15 protein-coding genes are annotated in these 25,175 nt (G+C 65.5%); 9 read left to right on the forward strand and 6 right to left on the reverse strand.

Annotated elements, in window-relative coordinates:
- Positions 1–79 precede the first annotated feature (79 nt).
- Positions 80–1,519 carry a hypothetical protein gene (locus AWB95_RS12535; RefSeq protein ID WP_238600950.1) on the reverse strand — a complete coding sequence of 480 codons (1,440 nt, stop codon included), beginning with the start codon at positions 1,517–1,519 and terminating at the stop codon, positions 80–82.
- Between the two features lie 167 nt (positions 1,520–1,686).
- On the opposite strand from AWB95_RS12535, the gene AWB95_RS12540 reads away from it, so the two are divergent.
- Positions 1,687–2,475: a GAP family protein gene (locus AWB95_RS12540; protein WP_062538408.1), complete on the forward strand. Its 789-nt coding sequence runs from the start codon at positions 1,687–1,689 to the stop codon at positions 2,473–2,475.
- 15 nt (positions 2,476–2,490) lie between these two features.
- On the opposite strand, the gene AWB95_RS12545 is transcribed toward AWB95_RS12540, so the two are convergent.
- Positions 2,491–3,303 (reverse strand): TylF/MycF/NovP-related O-methyltransferase, encoded by an 813-nt coding sequence (locus AWB95_RS12545; RefSeq protein ID WP_373280747.1) that lies wholly within the window; start codon positions 3,301–3,303, stop codon positions 2,491–2,493.
- Positions 3,304–3,474: 171 nt separating this feature from the next.
- On the opposite strand from AWB95_RS12545, the gene AWB95_RS12550 reads away from it, so the two are divergent.
- A complete protein-coding gene (locus AWB95_RS12550) occupies positions 3,475–5,112 on the forward strand; it encodes a GMC oxidoreductase (RefSeq protein WP_062538406.1) in 1,638 nt (545 codons plus the stop codon).
- 7 nt (positions 5,113–5,119) lie between these two features.
- Here the strand turns inward: AWB95_RS12550 and AWB95_RS12555 are convergent, their stop codons facing one another.
- Positions 5,120–6,118 carry a Gfo/Idh/MocA family protein gene (locus tag AWB95_RS12555; RefSeq protein ID WP_062538405.1) on the reverse strand — a complete coding sequence of 333 codons (999 nt, stop codon included), beginning with the start codon at positions 6,116–6,118 and terminating at the stop codon, positions 5,120–5,122.
- Between the two features lie 282 nt (positions 6,119–6,400).
- Between AWB95_RS12555 and AWB95_RS12560 the strand changes: the two genes are divergently transcribed.
- From AWB95_RS12560 to AWB95_RS12575, 5 genes are all read left to right on the forward strand, one after another.
- A complete protein-coding gene (locus tag AWB95_RS12560; protein ID WP_139818491.1) occupies positions 6,401–6,667 on the forward strand; it encodes a hypothetical protein in 267 nt (88 codons plus the stop codon).
- A 55-nt stretch (positions 6,668–6,722) separates the two neighbouring features.
- A complete protein-coding gene (locus AWB95_RS22995; protein WP_139818492.1) occupies positions 6,723–7,655 on the forward strand; it encodes a hypothetical protein in 933 nt (310 codons plus the stop codon).
- Positions 7,656–7,940: 285 nt separating this feature from the next.
- Entirely contained in the window at positions 7,941–8,255 is a 315-nt protein-coding gene (locus AWB95_RS23285; protein ID WP_062538403.1) for a PE domain-containing protein, read from the forward strand.
- Between the two features lie 42 nt (positions 8,256–8,297).
- Positions 8,298–10,037, forward strand: a complete 1,740-nt coding sequence (locus tag AWB95_RS12570; protein WP_062538402.1) for an alpha/beta hydrolase — start codon at positions 8,298–8,300, stop codon at positions 10,035–10,037.
- Positions 10,038–10,130: 93 nt separating this feature from the next.
- Positions 10,131–10,571, forward strand: a complete 441-nt coding sequence (locus AWB95_RS12575; protein WP_062538401.1) for a hypothetical protein — start codon at positions 10,131–10,133, stop codon at positions 10,569–10,571.
- A gap of 114 nt (positions 10,572–10,685) precedes the next feature.
- Here the strand turns inward: AWB95_RS12575 and AWB95_RS12580 are convergent, their stop codons facing one another.
- Positions 10,686–11,954 carry a glycosyltransferase gene (locus tag AWB95_RS12580; protein WP_062538400.1) on the reverse strand — a complete coding sequence of 423 codons (1,269 nt, stop codon included), beginning with the start codon at positions 11,952–11,954 and terminating at the stop codon, positions 10,686–10,688.
- 166 nt (positions 11,955–12,120) lie between these two features.
- Here AWB95_RS12580 and AWB95_RS12585 point away from each other — a divergent pair, with 166 nt between their 5' ends.
- Complete coding sequence (locus AWB95_RS12585; protein WP_062538399.1) at positions 12,121–12,918, forward strand: GAP family protein; 798 nt, start codon at positions 12,121–12,123, stop codon at positions 12,916–12,918.
- 14 nt (positions 12,919–12,932) lie between these two features.
- Here AWB95_RS12585 and AWB95_RS12590 read toward each other — a convergent pair whose 3' ends face one another.
- Entirely contained in the window at positions 12,933–13,847 is a 915-nt protein-coding gene (locus tag AWB95_RS12590) for a sulfotransferase family protein (RefSeq protein ID WP_099539772.1), read from the reverse strand.
- Between the two features lie 323 nt (positions 13,848–14,170).
- On the opposite strand from AWB95_RS12590, the gene AWB95_RS12595 reads away from it, so the two are divergent.
- The gene (locus AWB95_RS12595) at positions 14,171–15,577 is read left to right on the forward strand and encodes a condensation domain-containing protein (protein ID WP_085168301.1); all 1,407 of its coding nucleotides are present in this window, start codon (positions 14,171–14,173) and stop codon (positions 15,575–15,577) included.
- A 25-nt stretch (positions 15,578–15,602) separates the two neighbouring features.
- Here the strand turns inward: AWB95_RS12595 and AWB95_RS12600 are convergent.
- Positions 15,603–25,175 (reverse strand): non-ribosomal peptide synthetase (locus AWB95_RS12600; RefSeq protein ID WP_139818494.1); only part of this gene is annotated, 9,573 nt, incomplete at its 5' end.

The following is a 25,175-nucleotide window of genomic DNA, read 5'->3' on the forward strand; positions in this document are numbered from 1 at the left end:
GCAAACACTCTCATAGGGTGCCACGGCATGCCTTGGTCCTGCACGGGTATCAGCACGCGAGCCCTGCTCAAAATCCGGGCTAGCCGATCGGGGGTGACGCCGGCCCTGCCGGATGGTGGTGAAAACTCCGCGGAGCGTGGGTAACGCTTGTCTCGTCGGTTCGGCGTGGTGATTCCTTCGGCGATGTGTGGCCCGGGCGCTCTCCGATGTACCTTCCGGTGAGCTCGAAGTCTTTCAGAACACTCGAAAGCTCGTGCCGCAAGCTGTCATTCGAGTTGGGGCGTCCCGGCTGATACGCCATGACCGAGACAAAGACCTGCGAGCACGCTCTTCCCGAAGCCAAAGCCTGCAGCCCGCCCAACCGGTGCAGCATCGTTTCGGTGATGCCGCGGTAGGCGTTCTGCACGGCGGAGTAGTCGGCGTCCGTGCCATCTGGCCGGCCGACCGCCGCGTCGATCACGCCGAGGTTGGAGGAGATGACGCTTGTCGCGGTGCCGGCGACCTTCAGGAGCCGCTTGGGCAGCAGGGGAACGATCGCCAGCATTGCCCGCTGTTCGTCGGCCAATTCCCGGTAGCGAACCAGCGCTTGTTTGACTGCGTCCCGGATCTCGCGCAGGTCCGTCGTCGCTAGTGAAGGGTCGACCCTGATGTCGACATCGCTGTAGGCGTTGGCGCGAGTATCGCCGGCGGTGCGCTCGTTGACCGGCATCACCAAGGCGACCGAGCCGTCTGCGGTGACCCGTCCCACCCGCTGGGCGAGACGGGCCGCGATTCCCGCCAGCAGCGTGTTGGCGGTTCCGCCGAGCGAATGTGCCCGGGCCTCCCACTCGCCGGCGTCGACGAAGATTGTTGCCGTCGGGAGCGTGATGGGTTCGTCGGCGCCGGCGGGCACCATGAGGGGCGTGGGAGCCGCCCGGGCGCCGGCTCCGCCACCGCGACTGCGGCGGGCCACCCGCACCGCGGCGGCGACGGCGCGACCGATGGCGGGAGTGTCGCGCAGCGTTTGGCCGGCATCCTCGCGCACGGCCTGCCAGCGCCGCCGCGACCCGGGGGCAGGCCAACTGATCGGGTCGTCGCGGCCAAGGGCTGCATCCGCCAGCGCCTCACAGAGTCCGATGCCGTCGGTCAGACAATGCGAGACAATCAAGCTCACCCCGGCGCCGCCGTCGGTGAAAGGCAGCGCCGCAAGGCGCCATCCGGGTCCGTTCTCGCAATCCAGCGGGGTGTTGGCCTGCTCGCCCAGCCAGACGTCGAATTCGTCCCTCGGCCGCTGCGTCGCGGCGATCTCAAGGTCCGATGGGCGACCCGCTGCTACCCAGCGGTGACGGCCGAACGGCAACGGCGAGCGTTCGACGCCGCGGGACAACCGCCCCCGCGCGAGATGGTCATGGAACCGTCGCAGCCCGTCGACGTCGATCGGCCGGTTGTACGCCCACACCCACTGCACCAAAGTGCTCACGCCGGTCGCTCGCCCGTAGTCAAACCAAACCTGGTCACGTGGGTCGAGGACGTTGCTCATTTCGCGTACCCTACTGCGTCACCGTATGATCGCGACCCGTTTGACCTCGGAATCATACGGAGGTCCAGGGTCGTCGCGGCCGAGACGACATTTGCGGTGAGCCATTGATATTGGAATCGAGCCAATAGCCGCGGACCACAGGGAACCCACAGGGTAGTGTTCCGGCCATGTGGGGCTCGGTACTGGTGCTGGGGCTGGTGATCGGGCTCGATCCGCTGCGTCTCGCCATCACCCTTCTGGTGATATCCCGGCCGCGGCCAGTGCAGAACCTGCTCGCCTACTGGGCCGGCTGCGTGACGACGTTCGTTCCTGCTGTGGGCGTTCCGTTGACGCTGCTGCACGTCACGCCCGCATTTAGATCTTTTGCGGACAATCTGGCCGTGAGTTCCACGGTCCGGCACATTCAACTCGGCGTTGGTGTGCTCGCACTGTCGATCGCCGCGGTGATGACACTTCGCTTCCGGGCGCGTCGGCGAGCGTACGTGCCGACCACGGGTGGCGACGCGCCGACCCCGCAGCTGGACTCGAGTCCGCCGACCGTGATCTCACGGCTGCTGGGCCGCGCGCAGGATGCGGCGACGGAAGGCGGGTCGCCGCTTCGCCGGCTCCTCGGCCGCTTTCACAATGCGTGGGAAAACGGGTCCTTGTGGGTCGCGTTCGTGATCGGCATTGCACTTGGCGGGGTGGCACCCGAGCTGCTGATCTTTGTCCTCACCATCATCGTGGCCTCGGGAGCCGCAATCGGCACGCAGGTCGGCGCTGCAGTCGCGTTCGTCGTAGGGGTGCTTGCCGTTGTCGAGCTGGCACTGGTCAGCTATCTGATCGCGCCGACGAAAACCGAAGCGGTACTGCGACGGCTGCACGACTGGGCGTCGGCCCACCGCCAGCACGTGCTGATAGGCATCTTCGCGGTGGGCGGGGTCTCGCTGGTGGTCAACGGCATCGGCAGCATCTGAACTGCGCTTCGCGTCTTATCCTGCGGGCTTGGTGAGAAGACCCTGGCCCGTTGGCAATGCGCAAATCGGCACGCCCAATTCGCTCGCCAATTCATCCATGGCGAATCGCTGCTCATCTGCTCCGAGAAACGCGTAGTCGTCCAGCAGCACGAAAGCGCGGGGAGACAGGCGCGGCCAGAAAAAGCGCAGAGCGTCGACTTCGGGTGCGGCACAGTTCATGTCGATATGGAGGAACGCCACCGCATCCGCGTCGACCTGGCCGAGCGTCTCCGGAACCGCCCCGACGACGATCCGCTTGTTACGCCACTGCGCGAAATTGGCGCGGACGCTGTCGGCCGAGCTCGCATAGAAACCGTTGCGCAGCCATCGCCGACTTTTCCTCAGCGTCTTGACCGGGCGCTCGGCGGCGGTGATGTAGCGCGGGTCCAGTCCGGCGAACGTGTCCAACAGGTAGAACGTTTTGCCCAGGCGATCCCAATCGAGGAATTCCATCACGGCGCTGCTCAAAAACCCATAACTGACCCCGCATTCGACGAAATCACCATCAAGCCGGCTGGCGTTGGCCGCTGCCCACAGCCCGATGTGCACGCGCCAGTGCCACTGATAAAAGTCCTTGCCGCCAAGAGCGCGCACGCCTCGCTGGTAAGCACGCCGGAACGCGGGGTCGTCGAGGAACGCGTGGCGGTGAATACTGATCAGCCCGTCGCTCGCGTAGGCACCGGGTAAAACAACACGCGTAAGCAGGTACGGAGCGCGCAACGGCGCGCGCACCGCCCACTGCGCGAGGCGAGCCCTGAGCGGCCGCCCGATTGCCATGGCGGGAACCATAGCAGCATCAAAGGCATGACATTCTTTCGAGGTGTGCGTTTCGTTGCTGGGAGTAGTTCGCGGCGAAGGGAATTCAGAATGCCGAAAACGCATCTGCGCGTGGCAACGAATGGTACGTTCGTGATTCGCCCGAACCGGGCAAAGCTTGGGCCCCTCCGCTAGGAAGTCGATTTGGCTGACGGCGAGTTGAATTCTCGCGAGGCAGAAGACGTTGTGTGGGACGTCGTTGTCGTGGGCACCGGCATGGGCGGCGGGACGCTGGGCTACTCGCTGGCCCGCTCAGGGCGCAGAGTGCTGTTCGTCGAGAAGGGCCGCTCGACACTCCCTTGGGTGCCCGGAACGATTCGCTCTTCGATGCCCGAACTGGCCGAGCCTGTGGCGTGTCGCTCCGCAACGACCTATCGCGATGCGTTGGCTCGCGCCGGACGTTCGACCGACGAAGCCGAAGACATCAGCGGGCGCTTCCCGCGGCGGTTTGTGCCGTTGATGGGCAGCGGAACAGGAGGCTCGTCGGCCATCTATGGCATGGTCTGTGAACGATTTTTCGCTCGCGACTTCAGTCCGCGGCAGGACTTCCCTGACCCCGGCGAATCCACGGTGCCGGAGGCCTGGCCGGTCACCTACGACCAGATGCGGCCCTGGTACGCGGCGGCCGAGACGCTCCTTGGGGTTCGCGGCCAGCCCGATCCGTTGCGGCCGGAAGCGGCCGAGGCCGGTCTGCCTGCGGCACCGCCGTTTTCGGCAGACAACCAGCCGCTGGTCGACCACCTGGCAGGCCGCGGCTTGCATCCGTACCACCTGCCGATGGCCTGTGACTACACCGACGGGTGCACCACCTGTGACGGCTACCTGTGTGGCCAGCCGTGCAAGAATGACGCCGCGCGCAATTGCCTGCTGCCGGCCATTACCGAGTACGGCGCCCGACTGCTGGCCGAATGTCGGGTCGTGCGCCTCGACGCGGACCGCACTCACGTCCGGCAGGTGATCTGCGAGCATCGCTACGGCGCGCTGGCCCTGAAGGCCAAGGTGGTGGTGCTGGCCGCCGGCGCGCTGGCCACTCCCGTGCTGTTGCTCGATTCCCGTTCGGGCGATTGGCCGCACGGATTGGCCAACGGCTCAGACTGGGTGGGGCGCAACCTGATGCGTCACCTGATCGACTACATCGCGGTGTGGCCGCAGCCCGGCCACAAGGTCAGCGCGCCGAACAAGCAGATCGGGCTGAACGACTTCTATTTTCGGGACGGGCAGAAATACGGCACCCTGCAGTCGGCGGGCTCGATGCCGCCGGTGGACGTGATGACGAACCAGCCCGGCTGGCGGCGCAGAGCGCTGCGCCTGATGAGCCCGGCGATCCGCCGCATCTACGAGTCCTTCGGCGGCGGCCTGGTGTTGGCAGCGATCATGGAAGACCTGCCGTATCTGGACAACCGCGTCCTGCCATCCGATCGGCAAGGCGGGGACGGCAACCCACGGCTGCGGATTCAGTACCGTTGCCACGCAAGCGAAATCGAGCGCCGCACGGCATTTTTGCGGCAGCTGAAAGAAGCGTTGGAGCCACTTCGCAAAATGACCTTTCCGACCGCCAAGAACAACCAGAACCTGGCCCACGCCTGCGGCACCTGTCGCTTCGGCGACGACCCCAAATCCAGTGTGCTCGACCCACACAACCGGGCGCACGAGGTCGACAACCTATACGTGGCGGACGCCTCGTTTTTCCCTTCCAGCACCGGGTTGAATCCCAGTCTGACGATCGCAGCCAACGCCTTGCGGGTAGCCGAGCACATCGGTCAGGTGCACTTTGCCACCTGACCGGATCTCAGGCCGGCTCACGCAGCGGGAGACCGGCAGCGCGATAGATCGCGTCGATGACGGTCATGTTTTCGACTGAGTCCTGCGGCGACGTCTTCACCGGTTCGCCGCGCAGCACCGCCGCGGCGAATGCGTCGAGCTGATACGCGTACGAGGCGCGGCGCGGGAAGCGCTCTACCCGCTTACCGTCGGGCGTTCGGACCGAAAGCCGGTTGAAAACCTGGGGTGCCACCGGATTGGGCATGCGCAACTCCCCGCGATCGCCAACCACCTTGGCGCTGAACCGCAGCAGACTCGACGACCACAGCGAACAGCGCACCCGGCCGGTGTGCCCGCCGGCAAAGCGCAACTCGGCCGTCATGGCCCGGTCCACCCGCGGGTCACGCAATTTCGCCTGTGCCGAAACAACTTCCGGAGTCGAACCGCCGAACGTACGAGCCATGTGCACCGCATAGCAGCCGGCATCCATCGTCGCACCACCGGCAAGCGAGTAGTCGTAGCGGATATCGGAGAACTTCGGCAGCGGAAAGCACATCGCCGCCTCTACCCGCTGCAGCTTGCCCAACTCCCCCGAGGCAATGATCTCCTCGGCCCGCAAGGTCAGCGGGTGATAGCGATAATGGAACCCCTCCATCACAACCCGGTCGGAATTCGCAGCCAGTTCGGCGATCTCGCGGGCCTCGACGGCATTGGCAGTGAACGGCTTTTCGCACAACACATGCTTGCCGGCGATAACCGCCTTACGGGTCCACCTGCCGTGCAGGCCATTCGGCAGCGGGTTGTAGACGGCGTCGATGTCCGGGTCGACGATCAGCGCCTCATAGCTGTCGTGTACCCGGCCGATATCGTGTTTGGCGGCAAAGGCTTGACCCCGGGCCGGGTCGCGTGCCGCCACCGCAGCCACCACAACCTCGGAGTGTCCCCGGGCGGGACTGATCAGCGCCAACGGGGCGATGCGGGCTGCGCCGAGGACGCCGATTCGCACCGGGGCCGCGCGCGCAGACACGGACCGGATGCTAGCACCTGGTTCCTCGCCAGGGGGTGATTCGGCAGTGTTCACAGATGTGTAGCGGTCAGCGAGAAGTCTTTCGGGACGATCGAAAGGTCGTGTCGCAAGCCATCATTCGAGTTGGGACCGCCCGGCTGATAGGCGATGGCCGAGACAAAGACCTGTCCGTGCGCTAGCGTGTTTTCTGATTCCAGCTTGTAGACTGACGGTCACGGAAACGGGCTCGGCAGCGGGACGGAAGCGATGTCGTACGCACACCAAGAGAACACGATCGAACTCATGAATGAGTTTTCTGTCCATGACATGCGCTTGTTAGGCGCGCTGAGCGATCGAGCCATTGATGCTCAATTTGAAGCGCGCCAAAAGCTTTTCAATCACATTGATACTATCTGGCAGGAAGCAAAGCGCAGCGGCCACCGTCCGGCGGACAATATGGAAACCTGGGGCTCGGTCGCGGCGATGCGCGACCTCAGTTCGGACCTGCTGCAAAACATTGACGTGGTGCGGTACAACAGAGACCATCCAGACACCCCAATAGGCGGATAGAAGGTCAGGATTAGGGATTCCGAGGTCCGCTGGTGGCAACCGATCTACTGCGATCATGCGCGATGTGTTCAATCGTTTGCTCGACTACGCGTCTGGGTCAACTGGGTATCTTCCTATAGAGGACCTTCTACCGCCGGATGTCGTTGAGCCGTCGACAAGCAGCGACGCGAAATGGGAAATGGCCGTTGCCTGTCTTTCAGGACCGGCGGAGCGCCTCTTGTGGTCGGATACCGCTGCTGGGCCTGCTTGTGGTTATGGCCTGCCCTCCGCAGGTGAGATCCGTCAATACGCCGAGTCGCATTTTCCGCCTATCGGCGGTGCGCGATCTGGCATGTGGGACCTCGCAAGGTCTATCATTGCCGACCCGGACAGGTTGTCGTTTGATCCGTTTTCTAGCGCGCAGCGACGCCGTTCGGCTTTGACCGTTCTGGCACAAGCAGTGCAGGCTGTCATTTCGCTTCGCTTGTTAGACGGCAACCTCAAGCTGCCTAGTGACAATCCCTACGACTCAGTCGAGTTCACCGACCCGTCACCGACGCTCGTGCTTAACGAAGACGAAATTCTGCGAGCTAATGCCCTTTGGGAACGACAAATGTATCGTTGGGCGGACGGACACCCCGATTCGCCCTCGCTGGACCTAGTGTTAGGCGCACCAGCAGCCGAAGGAGCTATTGCCACCAGCCAACAATTCTTCCTGACCTACTTGGGTATATCGGCGGCAGCGAGAAATGTTCTCGGTGATCGATGGCCCGGACAAGAAGCCAGCGTTGACACTCGCGATGTCGAGACTGAGCTGGGAGTCCAGGAACACGCTCATCCGCTTTCGTGGTCATGCGCTGGCAACGCGATCATCCTTGGCACTAACAGATTGCCGTATGACGTCTTTGCCTCGCCGCAACAGCGTGCGTCTGCGTTGCTCATCCTGCTGGCAACGGCACGTCACGTTATCCGCTCGATGCGCGATCGGCTCGGCCCGTCCCTGTCGTGAAACCATGTGATGTTGCGGACCAATCCGGTCGCGGCTCGGGGTCAAGTCCTGGATCACACGTTTCCGCGGCGATTAGATTGGCGCTTCGGCCCTATCGGCTGGTCCTACTTCCCTGGCGACTGTCGAACGTGTGTCAGGTCTGGTGTGCTGTCAGGGCCAACAGCCGCGGGGTCGAATCAAGGGTGGGCGCGCCTCGCCTTCGGTTGTGCCGACAATTGGCGCGGCGGAGGTGGCTGGCGGTTAGGTATATTCGCCACACGACGTATTGTGAGACGAGGGTGTTTCATGGCGCCGCTTAACTTGCGGGTCAAGACCGGGGCTCTTTCCGGAGTGGGGCAAGAGTTGCTGAGTTCTGCCAGCGCGATCCCCGATGCTCCGCAGCCGGTCACTCCCGCTGGAGCCGATCCGCTGTCGACGGCCATCGCTGCCCACGTGACCAGCGCTGTCGCTCCGCTGGTGGCGGACCGCCCGGCGGCCAAGGCCGAAGCGAGCGGCTACGCGCAGGCGTTGGGCGCGGCCGCCCGTGCCTATGTCGGCACCGATCAGCCGCTGGGCGAGCAGATTGACCGGCAGATACCCGGCGTCCCTGCGTCGGGCTAGCTAATGGGCATCGAACGGCCCCGTGGCCCTTACGGCGCAGAAATGACCGCGCCGCCAGCCTGGCCCGAGGCCGACGAAACGGCCTTGTTGGATGCCGCCGACGCGTTCGACGCCGACCGAAAGGCCGTCGACGAGCAGCTGTGGGCATTTCAGCAGGCACGGACGAGGCTGTTCGAGGACGATGTGTGGTCGGGTCAGGCTGCGAACGCGGCGCACGCCAAACACCAGCAGCAGATCACCACATTGCAAGCCCATGTGAACGGGTCGGCTGCGGCGGCCAAGCTGTATCGCGATTCGGCTGGCGTGGTGGTCAATACCAAGCAGCAGATCATCGAAAACGTTGAGAAGACCCAACAGATGATCGACAAAATCGCCAACGATCCACAAGCCACCGCCGAACAGAAGAATTACTTCATCAAAAATCTGGTCAGAGAGACGCACGCCGAAAACGTTCAACTGGTGCAAGCCGGCGCAGCCAAGCTGGGCAAGCCGCCGACAACTCCGCTGACCGTACGGCCGGCCTCCAATGGCCATGAAGTACCGCTCACTCCGCTGCCTCAGGACACCGGTCCGCAGATCCCCAAAGCCGGCAGCGACCCCAACGACGTCAAGCGCTGGTGGGACTCGCTGAGTCAACAGCAGAAAGATCAACTGCTGCGCGAGCATCCGGACATGTTGGGTAATCTCGACGGTATCTACGTTGCCGACCGCAGCACGGCCAACACGACCGTCATGCAGCAGGATTTGGACCGGGTCACCAATGCCGCGTCGGGTCACCATGTTTCGGTCGAGGAGGTGACCGCTCATCCGCAGAGCTACGGCCTGACCACGACGGATGTCGCCCGCTACACGAACGCGGTCCAAGTCAAGAAGGGGCTGGATGACAACAGCACCAAGACAGGTGCTCCGACGTTTCTACAGGTGTACGAGCCGGAGAAGTTCGACGGCCAGGGTCGTGCGGCGATCGCGATCGGAAACCCGGACACTGCAGCCAACACCGCTGTGGTGGTGCCCGGCACTAGCCACAGCGTCACCCAAGGCTGGCTTTCCAGCGATGACGCGGCGAATTTGTACAACGAGACCTGGGCCGCTAACCATGGCAAGGCCACTTCGGTTGTGGCGTGGATGGGCTACAACGCCCCCGACAGCCTCGCCGATCCCCAGGTGGGGCAGACCGGTCTCGCGCATCAAGGCGGCGCCTTGTTGGCGTCGGATGTCAACGCGCTCAACGTCACTCACCAGGGTGCTTCCGATGTCACAGTGATCGGACACTCCTATGGCTCAACAACGGTCGCCGACGCCGCGGCCGGTTACGGAATGCATGCCAACGACGTGGTTCTGATCGGATGCCCGGGCACCGACATGGCCCACAGCGCCGCCGACTTTCATCTAGCGCCAGGGGGCCACGTCTATGTCGGCGCCGCCTCGACTGACCCGATCACGCAGCTGGGCGGCATACCACAGGTGCACGCGCCGGGAACCGATGTCACCGTCGCGCTCGGAACGGACCCCGCGGCCGAGGGCTTCGGGTCAACCCGGTTCAAAGCCGAGGTCCCCGGACTAACCTTCAACGACCATAGCCACTATTACGATCCCGGCAGCGAATCCTTGTTCAGCATGGCCGACATCGCATCGGGCCACGGCGACGCGTTACAGCAGCACGGCATGACCGCCCCGCACCGCGACACCGCCCTCTCGCAAATCATCGACCGTACCGGCATTCCGGTCGCTAGGGACCCCGAACTGTACCGCCCGGGCACCAGCGGGCACTACCACCGCTAGCAGGAGGCGAGCATGCGGACGAGAACGCAGACCAGGGAGCTTCTCAGTACAGCCATAGCCGTTGTGGCAGTCGTGACGTCAGGATGTGGAGTCATGAATAATTTGCAAGCTGCGACCGTGACGAATCCGATGACACCCGAGCAGTCCAAAGCTCAAGTTGTCGATGCCGCCCACGAGTTAGTCCATGCTCTCGGGCTACACGTCGTCAAAGCGGTCTTCTGGCATTCGTCCTGCAACGATGACGGCGACCCCCCATTCCGCGGCCGAATGATGATTACGTACCCGCCGGCGGCGAGCTATGAAGCATCAGAATCCGAAATCGCCAGCATGGTGCAACGGCTCCAAAGCGTAGGTTGGGCAGGCGATTCAAACTTCCACAGCCACGGCAGCGTGCTGAAGAAGAACAATGTCGTCGCCACGTTTTACCCAGGCACAGCCGACAAAAACCCAGGTATCGATTTGCTCGGCGAGTGCAGGGATGTGACCACTACGAAACAAACCAGAGGATCCACCCAGGAAGTCAACCTCGGGTAGAGCCGCGCTCAATCAGTCTCGCGAGTAAGTCTCGGTGCGGACAACGTCTCCACGGAAGCAACACTTCGCCGCATTGTCTTACCCTACGTCCGGCCCGCGGACGCAACTTCACCGTCAGCCGACACGTCCCAGGCGGGCAGAGTTTTCCACGAGATCGGCGGCCACTGCAATGCTTTCGGCGGGCGTGGTCATCCGGGTCGCGATCTCGCGGGCCCGGGCGGCGTAATCCGGCGCCAGGATCCGGCGCAGGTCCGCGACCAACGATTCACGGGTGGTGCTCGAAAAGCGCCGGGCGGTGCCGACTTTCAGTCGGCTGACCGCGCCTGCCCAGATCCGCTGATCCGGCAGCATCCAAAGGATCAACGTGGGAACTCCGGCGCGCAGGCCCGCGGCCGTGGTGCCCGTACCACCGTGGTGCACGACCGCGCGGCAGGCCGGAAAGGTAGCCGCGTAGTTCATTTCGCTGACCACCTTGACGTGCTCGACATCGGGCGCATCGCTGAAGTCGCTCCAGCCGGAACACACCAACGCCCGCTCGCCCAACTCCGCACACGCCGCGCTGATCGTCGCGAGCGTCTCGGCCGGGGATTCGACCGTTGTGCTGCCGAAGCCGAAGAAAATCGGTGGGGTTGCCGCCTCAATCCACGAAGTGACCTCGTCGTCGACATCCGTCGGCAACTCGATTGTCAGCGTGCCGACGAAGGGCCGTCGGCCATTCCATTTCGCCCATTCGGCTGCCAGTCCGGGAAAGCACGCTTCGTCGTAGGCCTGGATTTCCAGCGATCCACGGTCGGCTATCCGTCGCGACGCGGGAGCCGTTGCCTTCGGCAAACCCAAGTCACGGCGCTGCGCGTCCTCGAGCCTCTTGTTCAGCCGCCAAGCCAGCCACTCATACAGTGTCATCACCGAACGGGCCAGCGGCGCCGGCAGAACCGGAACAAGCTGACCATTGGCCCGCAGCGGAAACCAATGCAACGTGGCCAGTGGAATGTCGTAATACTCCGCGATGTTGGCCGCGATGTTCTCGAAACCCGGGCCGGTGAACAGCAAGTCGGCCCCGTCGGCCAGGGACCTCAACGTCGTGCTCGTCTCGCGCGAACACCGGGCAAACAGCTCCCAACCTTCGCGCCACAGCCGGACCAGATCGGGGATCTTCCAGAAGTTGTGGAAGAAGTACGTCCAGAAGTTGCGCGTCACTTCCCACGGTTCTTCCATATCCAGTCCGTAGGCGACGGCCGTAAGCCCTGCCGACTCGGCGAAGCCGACCAAGTCGGGTGGGACGGCCATGCGGACGTCGTGCCCGCGGCGCAGCAGCTCACGGCCGACAGCAACGCACGGTTCGACATCGCCGCGAGTTCCATAGCTTGCCAGCACAAACTTCATCGCGGATCCCGGCCTCTCACTTCCCGTGCACGTTCTGCGAAATGAAAACCGCAGCCTCGAATTCCGCGGCTCAGCCGCCCGGCAGCATAACTCGACATGCACCACTTTCGATTTGAAATCCAGAAGTCTGGCCGGTCCGGCCGCAGCGTGCTATAGGGTTCCGGCCGTGTGGGGCTCACTGCTCGGGCTGGCGTTGCTGGTCGGGTTCAACCCGGTGCTGCTCGCTGTGATCCTTTTGATGATCTCCCGGCCGCGGCCCCTGCAAAACCTGCTGGCCTACTTGGTCGGCGGCCTGATCGTGAATCTCATGTGCGTACTGGTTCCGTTGGTCGTGCTGCAGTCGACGCCGACGTTCACCTCTTTCGCCCGTGATTCGACCATCCCGGCCAGCGCCGCCAGCTCCACAGTCCGGCACATTCAACTCGGCATAGGTGTGGTCGCGCTGGCCGTCGCAGCACTGCTGACAATGCGCTCCGCGGCGCGTCAGCGGGCGCAGCCGGCGAAGCGGGAGGGCAATACGTCGGTGCTGGTGCTGGATTCGGATCGACCGACGGAATTCTCGCCGTTGGGCCTTCCGCAGGGCGCAGCTACGGAGGGCGGGTCGCCGATGCGGCGGGTGCTCGGCCGCCTCCAAGCTGCGTGGGAAAGCGGATCGTTATGGGTGGCGTTCGTTTTCGGCATCGGAGGATTGCCGCCACCCCTGTTGGTGCTATTCGTAGACGCGATGATCGTGGCGTCGGGCGCACCGATCGGCACGCAGGTCGTCGCGGCCATCGCGTTCGTCATCGGGATGTTTGCGGTTATCGAGATCACCCTGGTCAGCTACCTGGTGGCCCCGGCCAAAACCCAAGCCATACTGCGGCCTCTGCACAACTGGGCACTGGCTCACCGGCGGCAGGTCGTGATAGCCATCCTGGCGGTGGTTGGGCTCCTTCAGGTGAGCAAAGGCCTGGGCATATTCTGAGCGGCCCGCCAGGTTCAAGCCCAAGGCCCCCTGCGCCGGTGCGCTATCGCGAGCACCTCATAGAGCAGGTTCAGGATGGCCGGCCGGACAAGCCAGTTGAACCGGTGCAGCCGGTGAAAATCCTCCGAGGCCGCGCGGAAACAACGTTCGCTCGCCCGATACGCCTCGAAGACGCGATCCAGTGCAGCCTCGTCCCACGCCTCGTCGCGCGCGGCCGCGCACAGCGCTTCGTAGACAATCGAAATCCAGTTCGAGCCGAACGGCTCGGTCACGGGGCCGTCGTATCGCTGGCGGTGCAGATCCGGTCTGAGAAATTCGTCGATCGCGCCTTCATCGCGGGCGTTGAGATCTATCGCCAGCGCGGCGGCAATCCGCTTCACTTCCCGGCGCCAATCATCGAGGAGGTTGGCGTAATCGACGAACACCCGCGGCAGATCGCGCGTGTTTCTCTCCGCGAGCAGGGTGTATTTCAGCCACAAGGCGCTCGCGAGCGGCGGCGAGGTTCGATTCAACGCTGCAAGCGACGCGGCGACCTCCCGAGGGTGGCGCACCGTAATAGCTGTCACGACGTCGAATCCGGCCTGACGTGCCGCCTCGAACCACACACCGGACAGCGCGGTGATGTTCAAATCCTTGATGACGACGAGCGGCGCAGCCGGCAGCGTGGTGAGAAACTCCCCGATCTGCGCGACGTAGGCGGCGTGCTCGCCGGCGCCGAACACGCCCGTCTCCTGCAAGCGAAACGTCGGGTCGAACCAAACGCTGCGGTGGCGGCGCAGGATTCTGTAGTTGATGCGATGTGCCGCGCGCGGTTCCCAATAGCCAAGCGGATTGCCCGAGTTGGCGCCGGCCAGCCCGGCCGGGAGCGAACCACCGCACAACGAGAGAACCCGCGTGAGCGCCGATGTTCCGGACCGATTCACCCCCATCACGAAGAGAGCGACCGGTCGGGCCCCCGCCCCGCGCTCGGCGGCGGGGGTCACAAGCGCAACTCGGCGTTCGACCCCCTGTGCGAGACCTGTTCCCCCATAAGAAGGTCCGGCACAAGGCCGGACCGGTACCGTCGGTCCGTATAAGCGCCTGCGGCGCGCTTCACGGCACCCCGCAGGCTCTGACTCATAAGTGCACCATAGTGCAGGATGCCGGAATAGATCGCCGATACTTCGGAAGTCAGGCTACTCTACGGATGATGAAACCGAAGGACGCGTGGACCGTCCCACCGAATGCCGCCTTGCGTTACGAGGACTGAGCAGTGCCGGTCCGGACACGGCGCGAACGCGCATCCCTCGAGCCCGGCGCATCCAATGGTGCTGCGCGAGGAGATAATCGGCTCGCGTTGGTGGACCAAGCCTTGTTCGCGGGACATCGAGCGGCCGGCCTGAACCTGGTCATCCAGTGCGTGTGGATTTATGACCATCACATCGACTTCGACGGGTTGAAGCGTTGTCACCACAATCTCGGATACGGGTTGCTGGGACGACGCATCGAGTTGTCGCCGCTGCCGTTTGGCCGGCCCCGGTGGGTGTCGGATCAACGACCGCCTGACATCGATATCGCCGAGTGTGCCCGCCCGCGGGCTGAACTCGGCGACTGGGCCGACGAACGCTCGCAACTTCCGATTGATGCGGAACGCGGGCCCGGGTGGCACCTCGGCGTCCTGCCTCTTACGGATGGCTCGACCGCGGTCAGTCTGGTGCTTTCCCACTACCTCGTCGACGGCCTCGGACTGGCCCTCAGCATCGCTGATGCGGCGCTTGGCAACACACGCGACCTCGGCTACCCTCCGCCGGGCTCACGCACTCGGCGACGCGCGGTGGTTCAGGACATCCGGCTCAGCGCACAGGATGCGCCCGACGTTGCCCGGGCGTTTTTCGCAGCGGCGAGGCTTGCCCGAAAACAGGCCCGCGCGCAGCGTGGTATCGCGCGACCGCCGGCCCCGCGACCCGTCGCTCCAGGCGGTGAGGACGTTGTCGTCGTGCCGGCCGTCTCGATCCATGTCGATTCGGCCGAGTGGGATGCCCGTGCGCGAGCTCTTGGCGGGACGGGTAACACGCTGGTCGCCGGGTTCGCCGCGAAACTGGCTGAGCGCGTGGGGCGCCGACGTGACGGCGACGGCACGGTCACCTTGCACCTGCCCATCAACGAACGCGTCGAGGGTGACACCCGTGCGAACGCGATGTCGATCGCGATCGTCAATGTCGACCCGACACGGGTCACAATGGATTTGAACGATATCCGCGCCGCCATCAAGCGGGCGCTGGCAACTCTCCGCGAGGCACCGGACGAGTCATTGCAGCTGCGCGCGCTGATTCCGTTCACGCCGAAGCGCGCATTGAAACGGATGGTGGATGCGGGTTTCTGCGACCCCGATGTTCCCGTGCTGTGTTCCAATCTCGGCGACCTCGGCCCATTGGTGTGCCGCCTCGACGGCACGGACGGGGAACTTGTCCTGACACGAGCAACGGGGCACCAATTCAGCCGAGGGTGGCTCGAGCGGGTGGGCGGCCAAATGACGCTTCAATCCTGGCGCACGGGAGGCGCCACGGTTTACCTCACGGTCAACGCCTACCAACCGGGCGCCGAGAACACCAAGCCGGCGCTGCGGGAATTGGCTGCGCGCACGCTGGCCGAGTTCGACCTGACCGGCACAATCGACTGACGATCTGGCCGCCGGAGTGAACCTCTTATGGATCGCTGGCCGGACTCACGGCCCGGACTTGCGCCACCGACTGGCTCAAGCCTCTAACGGTCGGCGTGTCGACCAAGGCCGAGACGGCAAGGCGGGTGTCGAGGGCCGAGTTGATCGCCGCGATCACCCGCATCGCCGACAGCGAATCGCCGCCCAGATCGAAAAACGACTCGTCGACCCCGACACGGTCCACACCCAGCACCTGGGCGTAGATGTCGGCGACGATCTGCTCGACCAGGTTAGCCGGGTCGCGATAACCGTTACCGTTGCTGCGCTTTTCGGGTATCGGCACCACCGGGGTCAAGCGGGGACGCTCACTTCCACCGAGTGGGTCAACTGACGACAACGGCCGTGCCGGATCGGCGGTCATGGCAACCAACACTTTGGTGAACCGATCCATCAACGCCTCGACGCTTGCAGCGTCGAACAGGTCGGTGCGGAATTGCACACGAAGGTCCAATTCGCTGCCCGGCACGGCTTGCAAAGCCAGCGGGTAGTGGTAGTAGTCGCGGACAGTGAACTGGGCGATCGTCGTCTCGAGATTGTCCGCCAGCGCGGGGGTTTCGATCGGATAGTTCTCGTAGACCAAAACGGTGTCGAACAGTCTTTCCTGACCGGTGAGGCGGTGAATTTCGTTCAGCCCCAAGTGCTGGTGCTCGAACGTGTCGTTGTGGGTGCGCTGCAGCTGATCCAGCAAGTCTGCGGTGGTGGTTTCCGCGGCGATGTTCGCGCGCACCGGCACCGTGTTGATCAACAGCCCCACCATCGATTCCGCGCCGACCACCTCGGCCGGCCGCCCCGACACCACGGCACCGAACGCCACGTCACGCTGGCCGGTCAGCCACGTCAGCAGCGCAGCCCACGCGGCCTGCAGCACCGTGTTGACGGTGGTGTGCGACGAGCGGGCCAACTCGCTGATCGCCTGCGTGGTTTCCGCCGGCACCTTGAACGATGCAATGGCTCGCGGCCCCAGCCCCAACCGATCCGGTGGGCTTACCAATGTGGGCGCGTCGAAGCCGGCCAGCGCGTCACGCCAAACAGCTTGGGCCGCAGCGCGATCCCGATCGGCCAGCCAGGTAACATAACGCCGATACGGCGCGGCCGCGGGCAGCCGCTGCCCGAAGTAGCCGGCGAATATCTCCCACAGCAGGATCGGCATCGACCAGCCATCCGCGAGGATGTGGTGATTGGTCAGCACAAACCGGTGCCGGTCAGCTGCGATGCGCACCAGCGCCGCCCGGAAGCCCGGCTGATCGGCGAGGTCATAGACCGCGGCACGCTCCGCGGCGCACAGACGCTGCACCTGCTCCTCGACGTCGCCGCCGGCCAGCTCGACGTATCGCCACGGCGCCACCGGATCGGCCGGGATGATCTGTACCGGCTCGTCGTAGTGTACGCAGAACCGGGCCGCCAGGTTGGGATACCGGTTGACCACCGTGCGCACCGCATCGCGCAGGCGGTGGGGGTCGAGCGGGCCGGTCAACGTGAAATCGAGCTGCACCGCATAGACGTCGTCGTCGCTGCCTTGCGCTGCACTGGCGTGGAACAGCAGGCCCGTCTGCAACGGCGTCAGCGGCAACACATCGGCGACGTCGAATCGCCGCGCTAACTCGTCGATCTGCTGCTGGCTGAGCCGGGCAGGAACAATGTCCGACGGGGTCAGCCCGCCCCCGCCGGCCCGCACATGCGCGCAGATCCCGGCCAGGGCCTCAAACCACAACCGGCTCAATCGATTAGCTTCGGCATCATCGAGCGCCGAAGGAGCCCACATCCAATCGGCGTGCAGCTGCGGACCGGAGTCGGTCTCGACCGTGCCGGCGTTGAGCTCCACCGTGTGCGCCAGCGCCATGGGCACGGCCGTGGCGGCGCCGGTGACCGCGGCGCCGCCGTCCTGGCAGATCCGCCAGCCATCGTTGGACTTGTCGGTCCCCGCGACGCCCAGACGCCCCAGATAGTTGAAGCCGATCGGCGGATCGGCCACGTCCAAGTCGACAGCGGGGTTCAAATAGCGCAGCACCCCGTAGCTCAAGGCATCGGGCAGGGCGCGAAGCTGCTCTTTGGCGTCCTTGATCAGCGACCCCAGCCCCGCTTCGCCGGCCATCACCTGCGCCCAGCCCAGCCCATCGACCGCCAGCGACACGGGGTATTTGGTGGTGAACCACCCCACCGTGCGGGACAGGTCCACATCGGCGGCGAGCTCCTCGTGGCGCCCGTGCCCTTCGACGTCGATGCCGATCGGCGCACTCGGGTTGCCCAAGAACTCCGCCCAGGCCAACGCGAACGCGATCAACAGAATGTCGTGCACCCCGGCGTGAAATGCCGCAGGCACCTCGCCCAGCAGCATGCGAGTGGTCTCGACGTCCAACGACGCCGTCAGATGCCCGGCGGTGGCGAACGTGTCGAGATGCGGGCGCACTGGCGGTAACGCGGGGGGCGCTGCCGCCACCTGGCGCCACACCTCGGCCTGCTCCATCACCTGCGGCTGACGCGCGTGCTCGGCCAGCAGTGACGCCCATCGGGCAAACGAGGTGCCCGTCGCCGGCAACACCACGGGCTGCTCACCGCGCTGCTGGGCCCAGCCAATGTTCAGGTCCTCCAACAGAATTCGCCATGACACCCCGTCGACGGCCAGGTGATGAACGATCAGCACCAGCTGCTCGGTGGGGGCAACCCACAACGCGCTGAGCATGACCCCGACGGCCGGGTTCAACCGAGCGCGCGCCGCCACTAGCACCTCGTCGGAGAGCGCGTCAACGGTCTGCACGCAGTCGCCGGCATCGACGGACCCGGGCGCCGGCACGGTCAATCCGTCGTCGGTGCTACGCGCCCGCAGCACGGCATGCCGATCCAGCAAGGCCTGTAGCAGCACAACCACATCGGCCTCGGTGGCCCCCGCCGGGGCTTGTAGCAGCATCGTCTGGTTGAACTGCTCGACCGCGCCGTCCATGCTGTGCAACCAGCGCATGATCGGTGTCGCGGCCACCTGGCCGCTGCCGTCGTCGAGGGGCACGCTCTCGCCGTCGGCCACCCGGGCCACCCGGGCCAGCCGGGCCACGGTCTGCTCGACGAAAATATCGCGGGGCCGGCATACCAGTCCGGCGGCCCGGGCGCGTGCCACCACCTGCATCGACAAAATGCTGTCCCCGCCCAGCTCGAAGAAAGACTCGTCGACACTGACCTGTTCCAGCCCCAACACCTCGGCGTAAATGCCGGCCAGGATTTGTTCGGTCACGTCGGCCGGTGCGCGGTAACGATCGCCACTCTGGTATTCGGGTGCCGGCAGGGCGCGGGTGTCGAGTTTGCCATTGGGCGTCAGCGGCAGCGCCTCCATCACCACCACCGCGGCCGGCACCATGTATGCCGGCAACCGCTCGGCCACCGCGCTACGCACCGCGACTGCGTCGACGGTCCCGGTCACATAACCCACCAGGCGCTTGTCCCCGGGGTGGTCCTCGCGGGCGATCACCGCCGCCTGCTGCACCCCCTCGCAGCCGGCCAGGGCCGCCTGCACGTCGCCGAGTTCTATGCGATACCCGCGGATCTTGACCTGCTCGTCGGCACGCCCCACATACCGCAGTTGCCCATCGGCGCCCCAACTCACCAGATCTCCGGTGCGATACATCCGTGTTCCCGGCGCTCCGAAGGGACAGGCGGCAAACCGCGTCGCGGTCAAAGCTGCACGACCCACATACCCACACGCCACCCCGCCGCCGGCCACATACAGCTCCCCGACGACACCAACCGGCACCGGCCGCATCCACCCGTCGAGCACGAAGAAGCCCAGATGTGCCAACGGCACGCCGATGGGGCTGGCATTGCTGACGACGTCGGCGTCGCCGATCTGCCGGAACGAGGCATGCACCGTCGTCTCGGTGATGCCATACATGTTGATCATCCGCGGCAAACCCGGGTGGTTATCCAGCCATGTCCGAAGACGTTGCGGCTCAAGGGCTTCCCCGCCAAACACCACAGCCTCGAGCTTGAGTTGTCGTCCCAGCTCCGGTGCTAGCTCATCGGCGGTTTGCAAGGCGTAAAACGCCGACGGGGTCTGGCTCAAGATGTTCACTTGTTCGGCAACCAGCAAGGCGTGCAGGTCTTCCGGCGAGCGGACCACCGCATCGGGCACCACCACTACCCGCCCGCCATGCAGCAGCGCACCGAAGATTTCCCACACCGAAAAGTCGAACGCCAACGAATGACACTGCGACCAAGCCTGTCCCGGCGACAGCTCCAGCTCGGTGTCCAGCGCGTCCAGCAGTTGGGTCACGTTGCGGTGCGCGACCGCCACCCCCTTGGGCAGCCCGGTGGTCCCGGAGGTGTAGATGAGGTAGGCGATGTCATCGGGGGACGGCGCCGGCAACGCGGTGCCGGGTTGGGCATCCACCGCCGGATCGTTGATATCCACGACCGGCAGGTCGTATCCCTCGAGCCGCGAACGCAGGTCCGCGGTAGTGATCGCGGCGATCGGCGCCGCGTCGGCGAGCATGAACTGCATCCGCGTCCCGGGCATAACCGGGTCGATCGGCAGATAGGCAGCGCCGGTCTTCAGCACCGCCATAATCGCCACGATCGCCTCGGCCGAACGTGAAAACAGCAGTGCCACACGCTGTCCCGCGCCCACACCACGGCCGGCCAGCAGCCGCGCCAAGCGGTTGGAGGCCTCGTCGAGTTCCCGATACGTCATCGACACGCCGTCGAAGGTCACCGCCACCTCGTCGGGGGTGCGATCCACTTGTGCCGCGAACAACACCGGGACCGAGGCCGACGACGGTGCGGGCCGGGTCAATGTCGCACGGTTGCCGATCTCGTCCAGCCGGGCATGTTCGTCAGCGTCCAACAGATCGATCGACGACAACGACCGGGTGGGCTCGGCGGTCATCGCCACCAACACCCGCCCCAACCGCTCGATCAGTGTTTCGATGGAGGCCTCGTCGAACACATCGGTACGGAACTCCACCGTCCCGCCGATGCCGGCGGGTTCGCCGGCATCGCTCCATCGTTCGGCCAAGGAGAATGTCAGATCCATCCGGGCGGTGCGGGTGTCCAACGGCAGCGGCGTGACCTGCAGATCACCCAATCCCACCCCGGCAGTCGGATCGCTTTGCCCGGTGAAGTTCTGCCAGGCCAGCAGCACCTGAACCAGCGGGTGATGGGTCAGGCTTCGGACCGGGTTGAGCCGTTCCACCAACACCTCGAACGGCACGTCCTGGTGCTCATAAGCGGCCACACCCCGTTGCCGCACCTGGGCCAGCAGTTCTTCGACCGTGGGGTCACCGGCCAGATCAACCCGCAGCACCAAGGTGTTGACGAAGAACCCAACCAGGTCGTCCAGCAACGGGTCCGGGCGCCCGGCGATCGGGAACCCCAGCGCCACATCGGAACTCGCGCTGAGCTTGGACAACAGCACGGCGAGCGCGGCCTGGACCACCATGAAGCTGGTCGCGTTGTGTTCCCGGGCCTTCCGGGCGACACGCTGCTGCAGCTCGGCCGGCCATTCCACCGCCACGGTGGTGCCGCGCTGATCGGCAACCGGCGGATAAGGCCGATCGGTGGGCAATTGCAGGCGCTCGGGCATCCCGGCCAGGGCCTGCTCCCAGAAGGCCAGTTGCGTGGCGATCAGGCTGTCGCTGTCGTCGACGTCGCCGAATTGCTCGCGCTGCCATAGCGTGTAGTCGGCGTACTGCACCGGCAACTCGCTCCACGCCGGGGCCTGCCCGGCGCACCGGCTGGCGTAAGCGGCCGCCAGGTCACGCGCCAGCGGGGTGATGGACCAGCCGTCGGCGGCGATATGATGCACGACGATCACCAGCACGTGTTCGTCTTCGGCTACGCGGAAAAGCCTTGTCTGCAAGGGGATTTCAGCAGCGAGGTCGAACGTGTAGCGCGCCACGGAGCCGATGGCCTCATCCAGCCGGGCTGTCGACCATCCGGTCGCGTCGACGAGATCCCACCCGAAGTCGGCCCGCTCAATCGGGGTAACGATCTGCTGTGGTGTTGTCTCCGTCGCCGGGAAGAGGGTGCGCAGGCTTTCGTGGCGGCCGACCACATCGATCAGCGCCTGTCGTAACGCGTCGGCATCTAGCGGCCCGCCCAGCCGCAGCGCGGTCGCGATGTTGTAAACCGCTGAGGCGCCGTGCAACTGGTCGATGAACCACAACCGGTTTTGGGCAAATGACAACGGCATAACCGCGGGCCGTTGTCGCGGCGTCAACGGCTGCAACCGACGTGCGGCTCTCCCGGTTCGGGGCGCCAACTGGGCCACCGTGGGCGCCTCGAACACCGCGCGCACCGAAAGACCGGTATCCAGGCTGGTGTTGATCGCCGCAACCAGCCGCATCGCGGAAATACTGTCGCCGCCCAGGTCGAAGAAGGAGTCATCGACGCCGACACGCTCGAGTCCGAGAACCTGGGCGTAGATGCCCGCCAGGATCTCCTCGGTGGGGGTGGTCGGGGCGCGGTAACCGGCATCGTCGTACTCCGGCGCCGGCAGAGCCCGGGTGTCGAGTTTGCCGTTAGGTGTCAACGGCCATGTGTCAAGCGCCATTACGGCCGCTGGGACCATATAGGCCGGGAGTCGCTCAGCGAGCGCGCCGCGTATCTGGGCAGGGTCAGCGGTGCCGGTGACGTAACCGACAAGGCGCTTGTTACCGGGCTGGTCCTCACGGGCGATCACCACCGCCTGCTGCACCCCGGCACACCCGGCCAGAGCCGCCTGAACCTCGCCGAGTTCGATGCGATATCCGCGGATCTTGACCTGCTCATCGGCGCGGCCCAGATAATCCAACTGCCCGTCGGCGCGCCAGCGCACCAAGTCCCCGGTGCGATACATCCGCGACCCGGGCCCACCGAATGGGCAGGCCACAAACCGGGATGCCGTCAACCCGGCCCGGCCCACATAGCCGAGCGCCACCCCGGCGCCGGCCACATAGAGCTCACCCACGACCCCCGCCGGCACCTGCCGCAACCAGCCGTCGAGCACGAACAACGCCGCGCCCGACACCGGCGAGCCGATCGGCACCCCCGACCCCGGTGTCAGCGGCGCACTGATCGCCACGCACATCGTGGTCTCGGTGGGGCCGTAGGCGTTGACCATCACCCGCCCCGGCGCCCAGCGATCCACTACCTCGGCCGGACACGCCTCACCGACCATCACCAGCGCCGCGGACTCCAACCCCTCCGGGGAGAGCACCTGCACCGCCGACGGGGTCTGGGTCAGCACACTGACCCGTTCGTCGACCAACGCCGCGTGCAAGCCCTCCGACGAGCCGGCCACCGATTCGGGCACCACCACCACCCGGCCACCTCGCAGCAGCGCCCCGAAGATCTCCCACACCGAGACGTCGAAGGCCAGCGAGTGGCTATGCGACCACACTCCGGCGGCGGGCAGCCCGGCGTCCAGGGTCTCCAACAGCGCAGTGACGTTGCGGTGGGTGATAGCCACGCCCTTGGGCGCCCCGGTGGTGCCCGAGGTGTAGATCAGGTAGGCGACGTCGTCGACCGCCGGCGCCGCCAAACCCGTTGCGGGATAAGCGTTGATGCGGGGGTCATCGATATCGATGACCGCTACCTCCTGGCCGTCGAGCCGGTCAGCCAAGGCAGCGGTGGTGATCGCGGCCATCGGTGCGGCATCGGCCAGCATGAACCCGATGCGGGCCGCCGGCAGCCCCGAGTCGACCGGCAGGTACGCCGCGCCGGTCTTGAGTACTGCCACGATCGCCACGATGGCTTCGACCGACCGCGAAAACAGCAGCGCCACACACTGTCCCGGACCTGCACCTTGCGCAATCAACAGGTGCGCCAACCGGTTCGACGCCTCATCGAGCTCGCGGTATGTCATCGTGCGGCCCTGGCAGCTGATCGCCACCGCTTCGGGCGCGCGGGCCACCTGCTCGGCGAACAACACCGGAACCGACACCGCGGTCATCGACGCGGTCAACACCGCCCGGTTACCCCAGATCTCCAACCGAGCGCGCTCGTCTTCACCGAGCAGATCCATCGACGACAGCGCGCGCGTGGGATCAGCCGTGAGCGCCAGCAATACCCGCCGCAGCCGCTCGATCAGCGCCTCGATGCTGGCGGCGTCGAACACGTCGGTGCGGAACTCCACGTCGCCACGGATCCCGGCGGGGGCACCGGCCTCGCTCCAGCGCTCCCCCAGTGAAAACACCAAATCCATTCGGGCGGTGCGCGTATCGATCGGGATCGGCGTGACCTGCAGATCCCTCAGCGCCAGCCCGGTAGCGGGATCCCTGTCCTGCCAGGCCAACGCCACCTGCACGAGCGGGGAATGGGTCAGGCTCCGGGTCGGGTTGAGCCGCTCGACCAGCACCTCGAAAGGCACATCTTGGTGCTCGTAGGCGGCCAGGCTGCGCGCGCGCACCTGGGCGAGCAGGTCGGCGACCGCGGGATCGCCGGTCAGGTCAACCCGCAGCACCAAGGTGTTGACGAAAAACCCGACCAGCTCATCGAGGGCGGGATCACGGCGCCCGGCGACCGGGAAGCCTACCGCCACATCAGAACTCGCGGCGAGCTTTCCCAGCAGCACCGCCAGCGCAGCCTGCATCACCATGAAACTGGTGGCGCTGTGCTCACGGGCCACCCGGGCCACCCGTTGGTGCAACTCGGCCGGCCAGTCGATGGTTACTCGGGCGCCGCGGTGATCGGCAACCGGCGGATACGGCCGATCGGTGGGCAATTGCAGCCGCTCAGGCAACTCGGCCAGGGCATCCTCCCAGAACGCCACCTGCGCGGCGATCGGGCTATTGCTGTCGTCGAGATCGCCCAACTGGGCGCGCTGCCATAGCGCGTAATCGGCATATTGCAACGGCAATTCGGCCCATTCTGGGGCGTGGCCGGCGCACCGGCTGGCATATGCCGCACCCAGATCACCCGCCAGCGGGGTGATCGACCAGCCATCGGCGGCGATGTGGTGCACCACGACCACCAGTACGTGCGCGTCGTCGTGGACGCGGAAAAGCCTTGCCCGCAAAGCAATCTCGGCCGCAAGGTCAAACGTGTAGTGCGCTGCTGCGTTGACGGCCTCGTCCAGCCGAGCCGCCGACCACCCGGTGGCGTCAACAACGTCCCACCCGAAATCGGCCCGCTCGGGCGGTACCACCACCTGTTGGGGGATACCGTCGGGCGCGACGAACAGCGTGCGCAGGCTCTCGTGACGGCCCACCACGTCGCCCAGCGCTTGGCCCAATGCCTCGACGTCAAGGCGCCCGCGCAGCCGCAACGCGGTCGCCATGTTGTACATCGGTGAGGGCCCCTGCAGCTGGTCGATAAACCACAACCGCTGCTGAGCGAACGACAGTGGGATCACCGCCGGCCGCTGCACCGCGACCAACGGCTCGAGCCGGCCCGCGGCGCCGCCGATGCGCGGCGCCAACTGGGCCACCGCCGGCGCCTCGAACACTGCCCGCACCGCAAGCCCGGCATCCAGGCCGGTGTTGATCGCCGCGACAAGGCGCATCGCCGACAACGAATCCCCGCCGAGTTCGAAGAAGGAGTCGTCGACGCCGACTTGTTCGAGGCCCAGGACTTGGGCGTAGATGCCGGCCAGCAA

This window comes from Mycobacterium celatum (genome assembly GCF_002101595.1).
Lineage (GTDB): Bacteria > Actinomycetota > Actinomycetes > Mycobacteriales > Mycobacteriaceae > Mycobacterium > Mycobacterium celatum.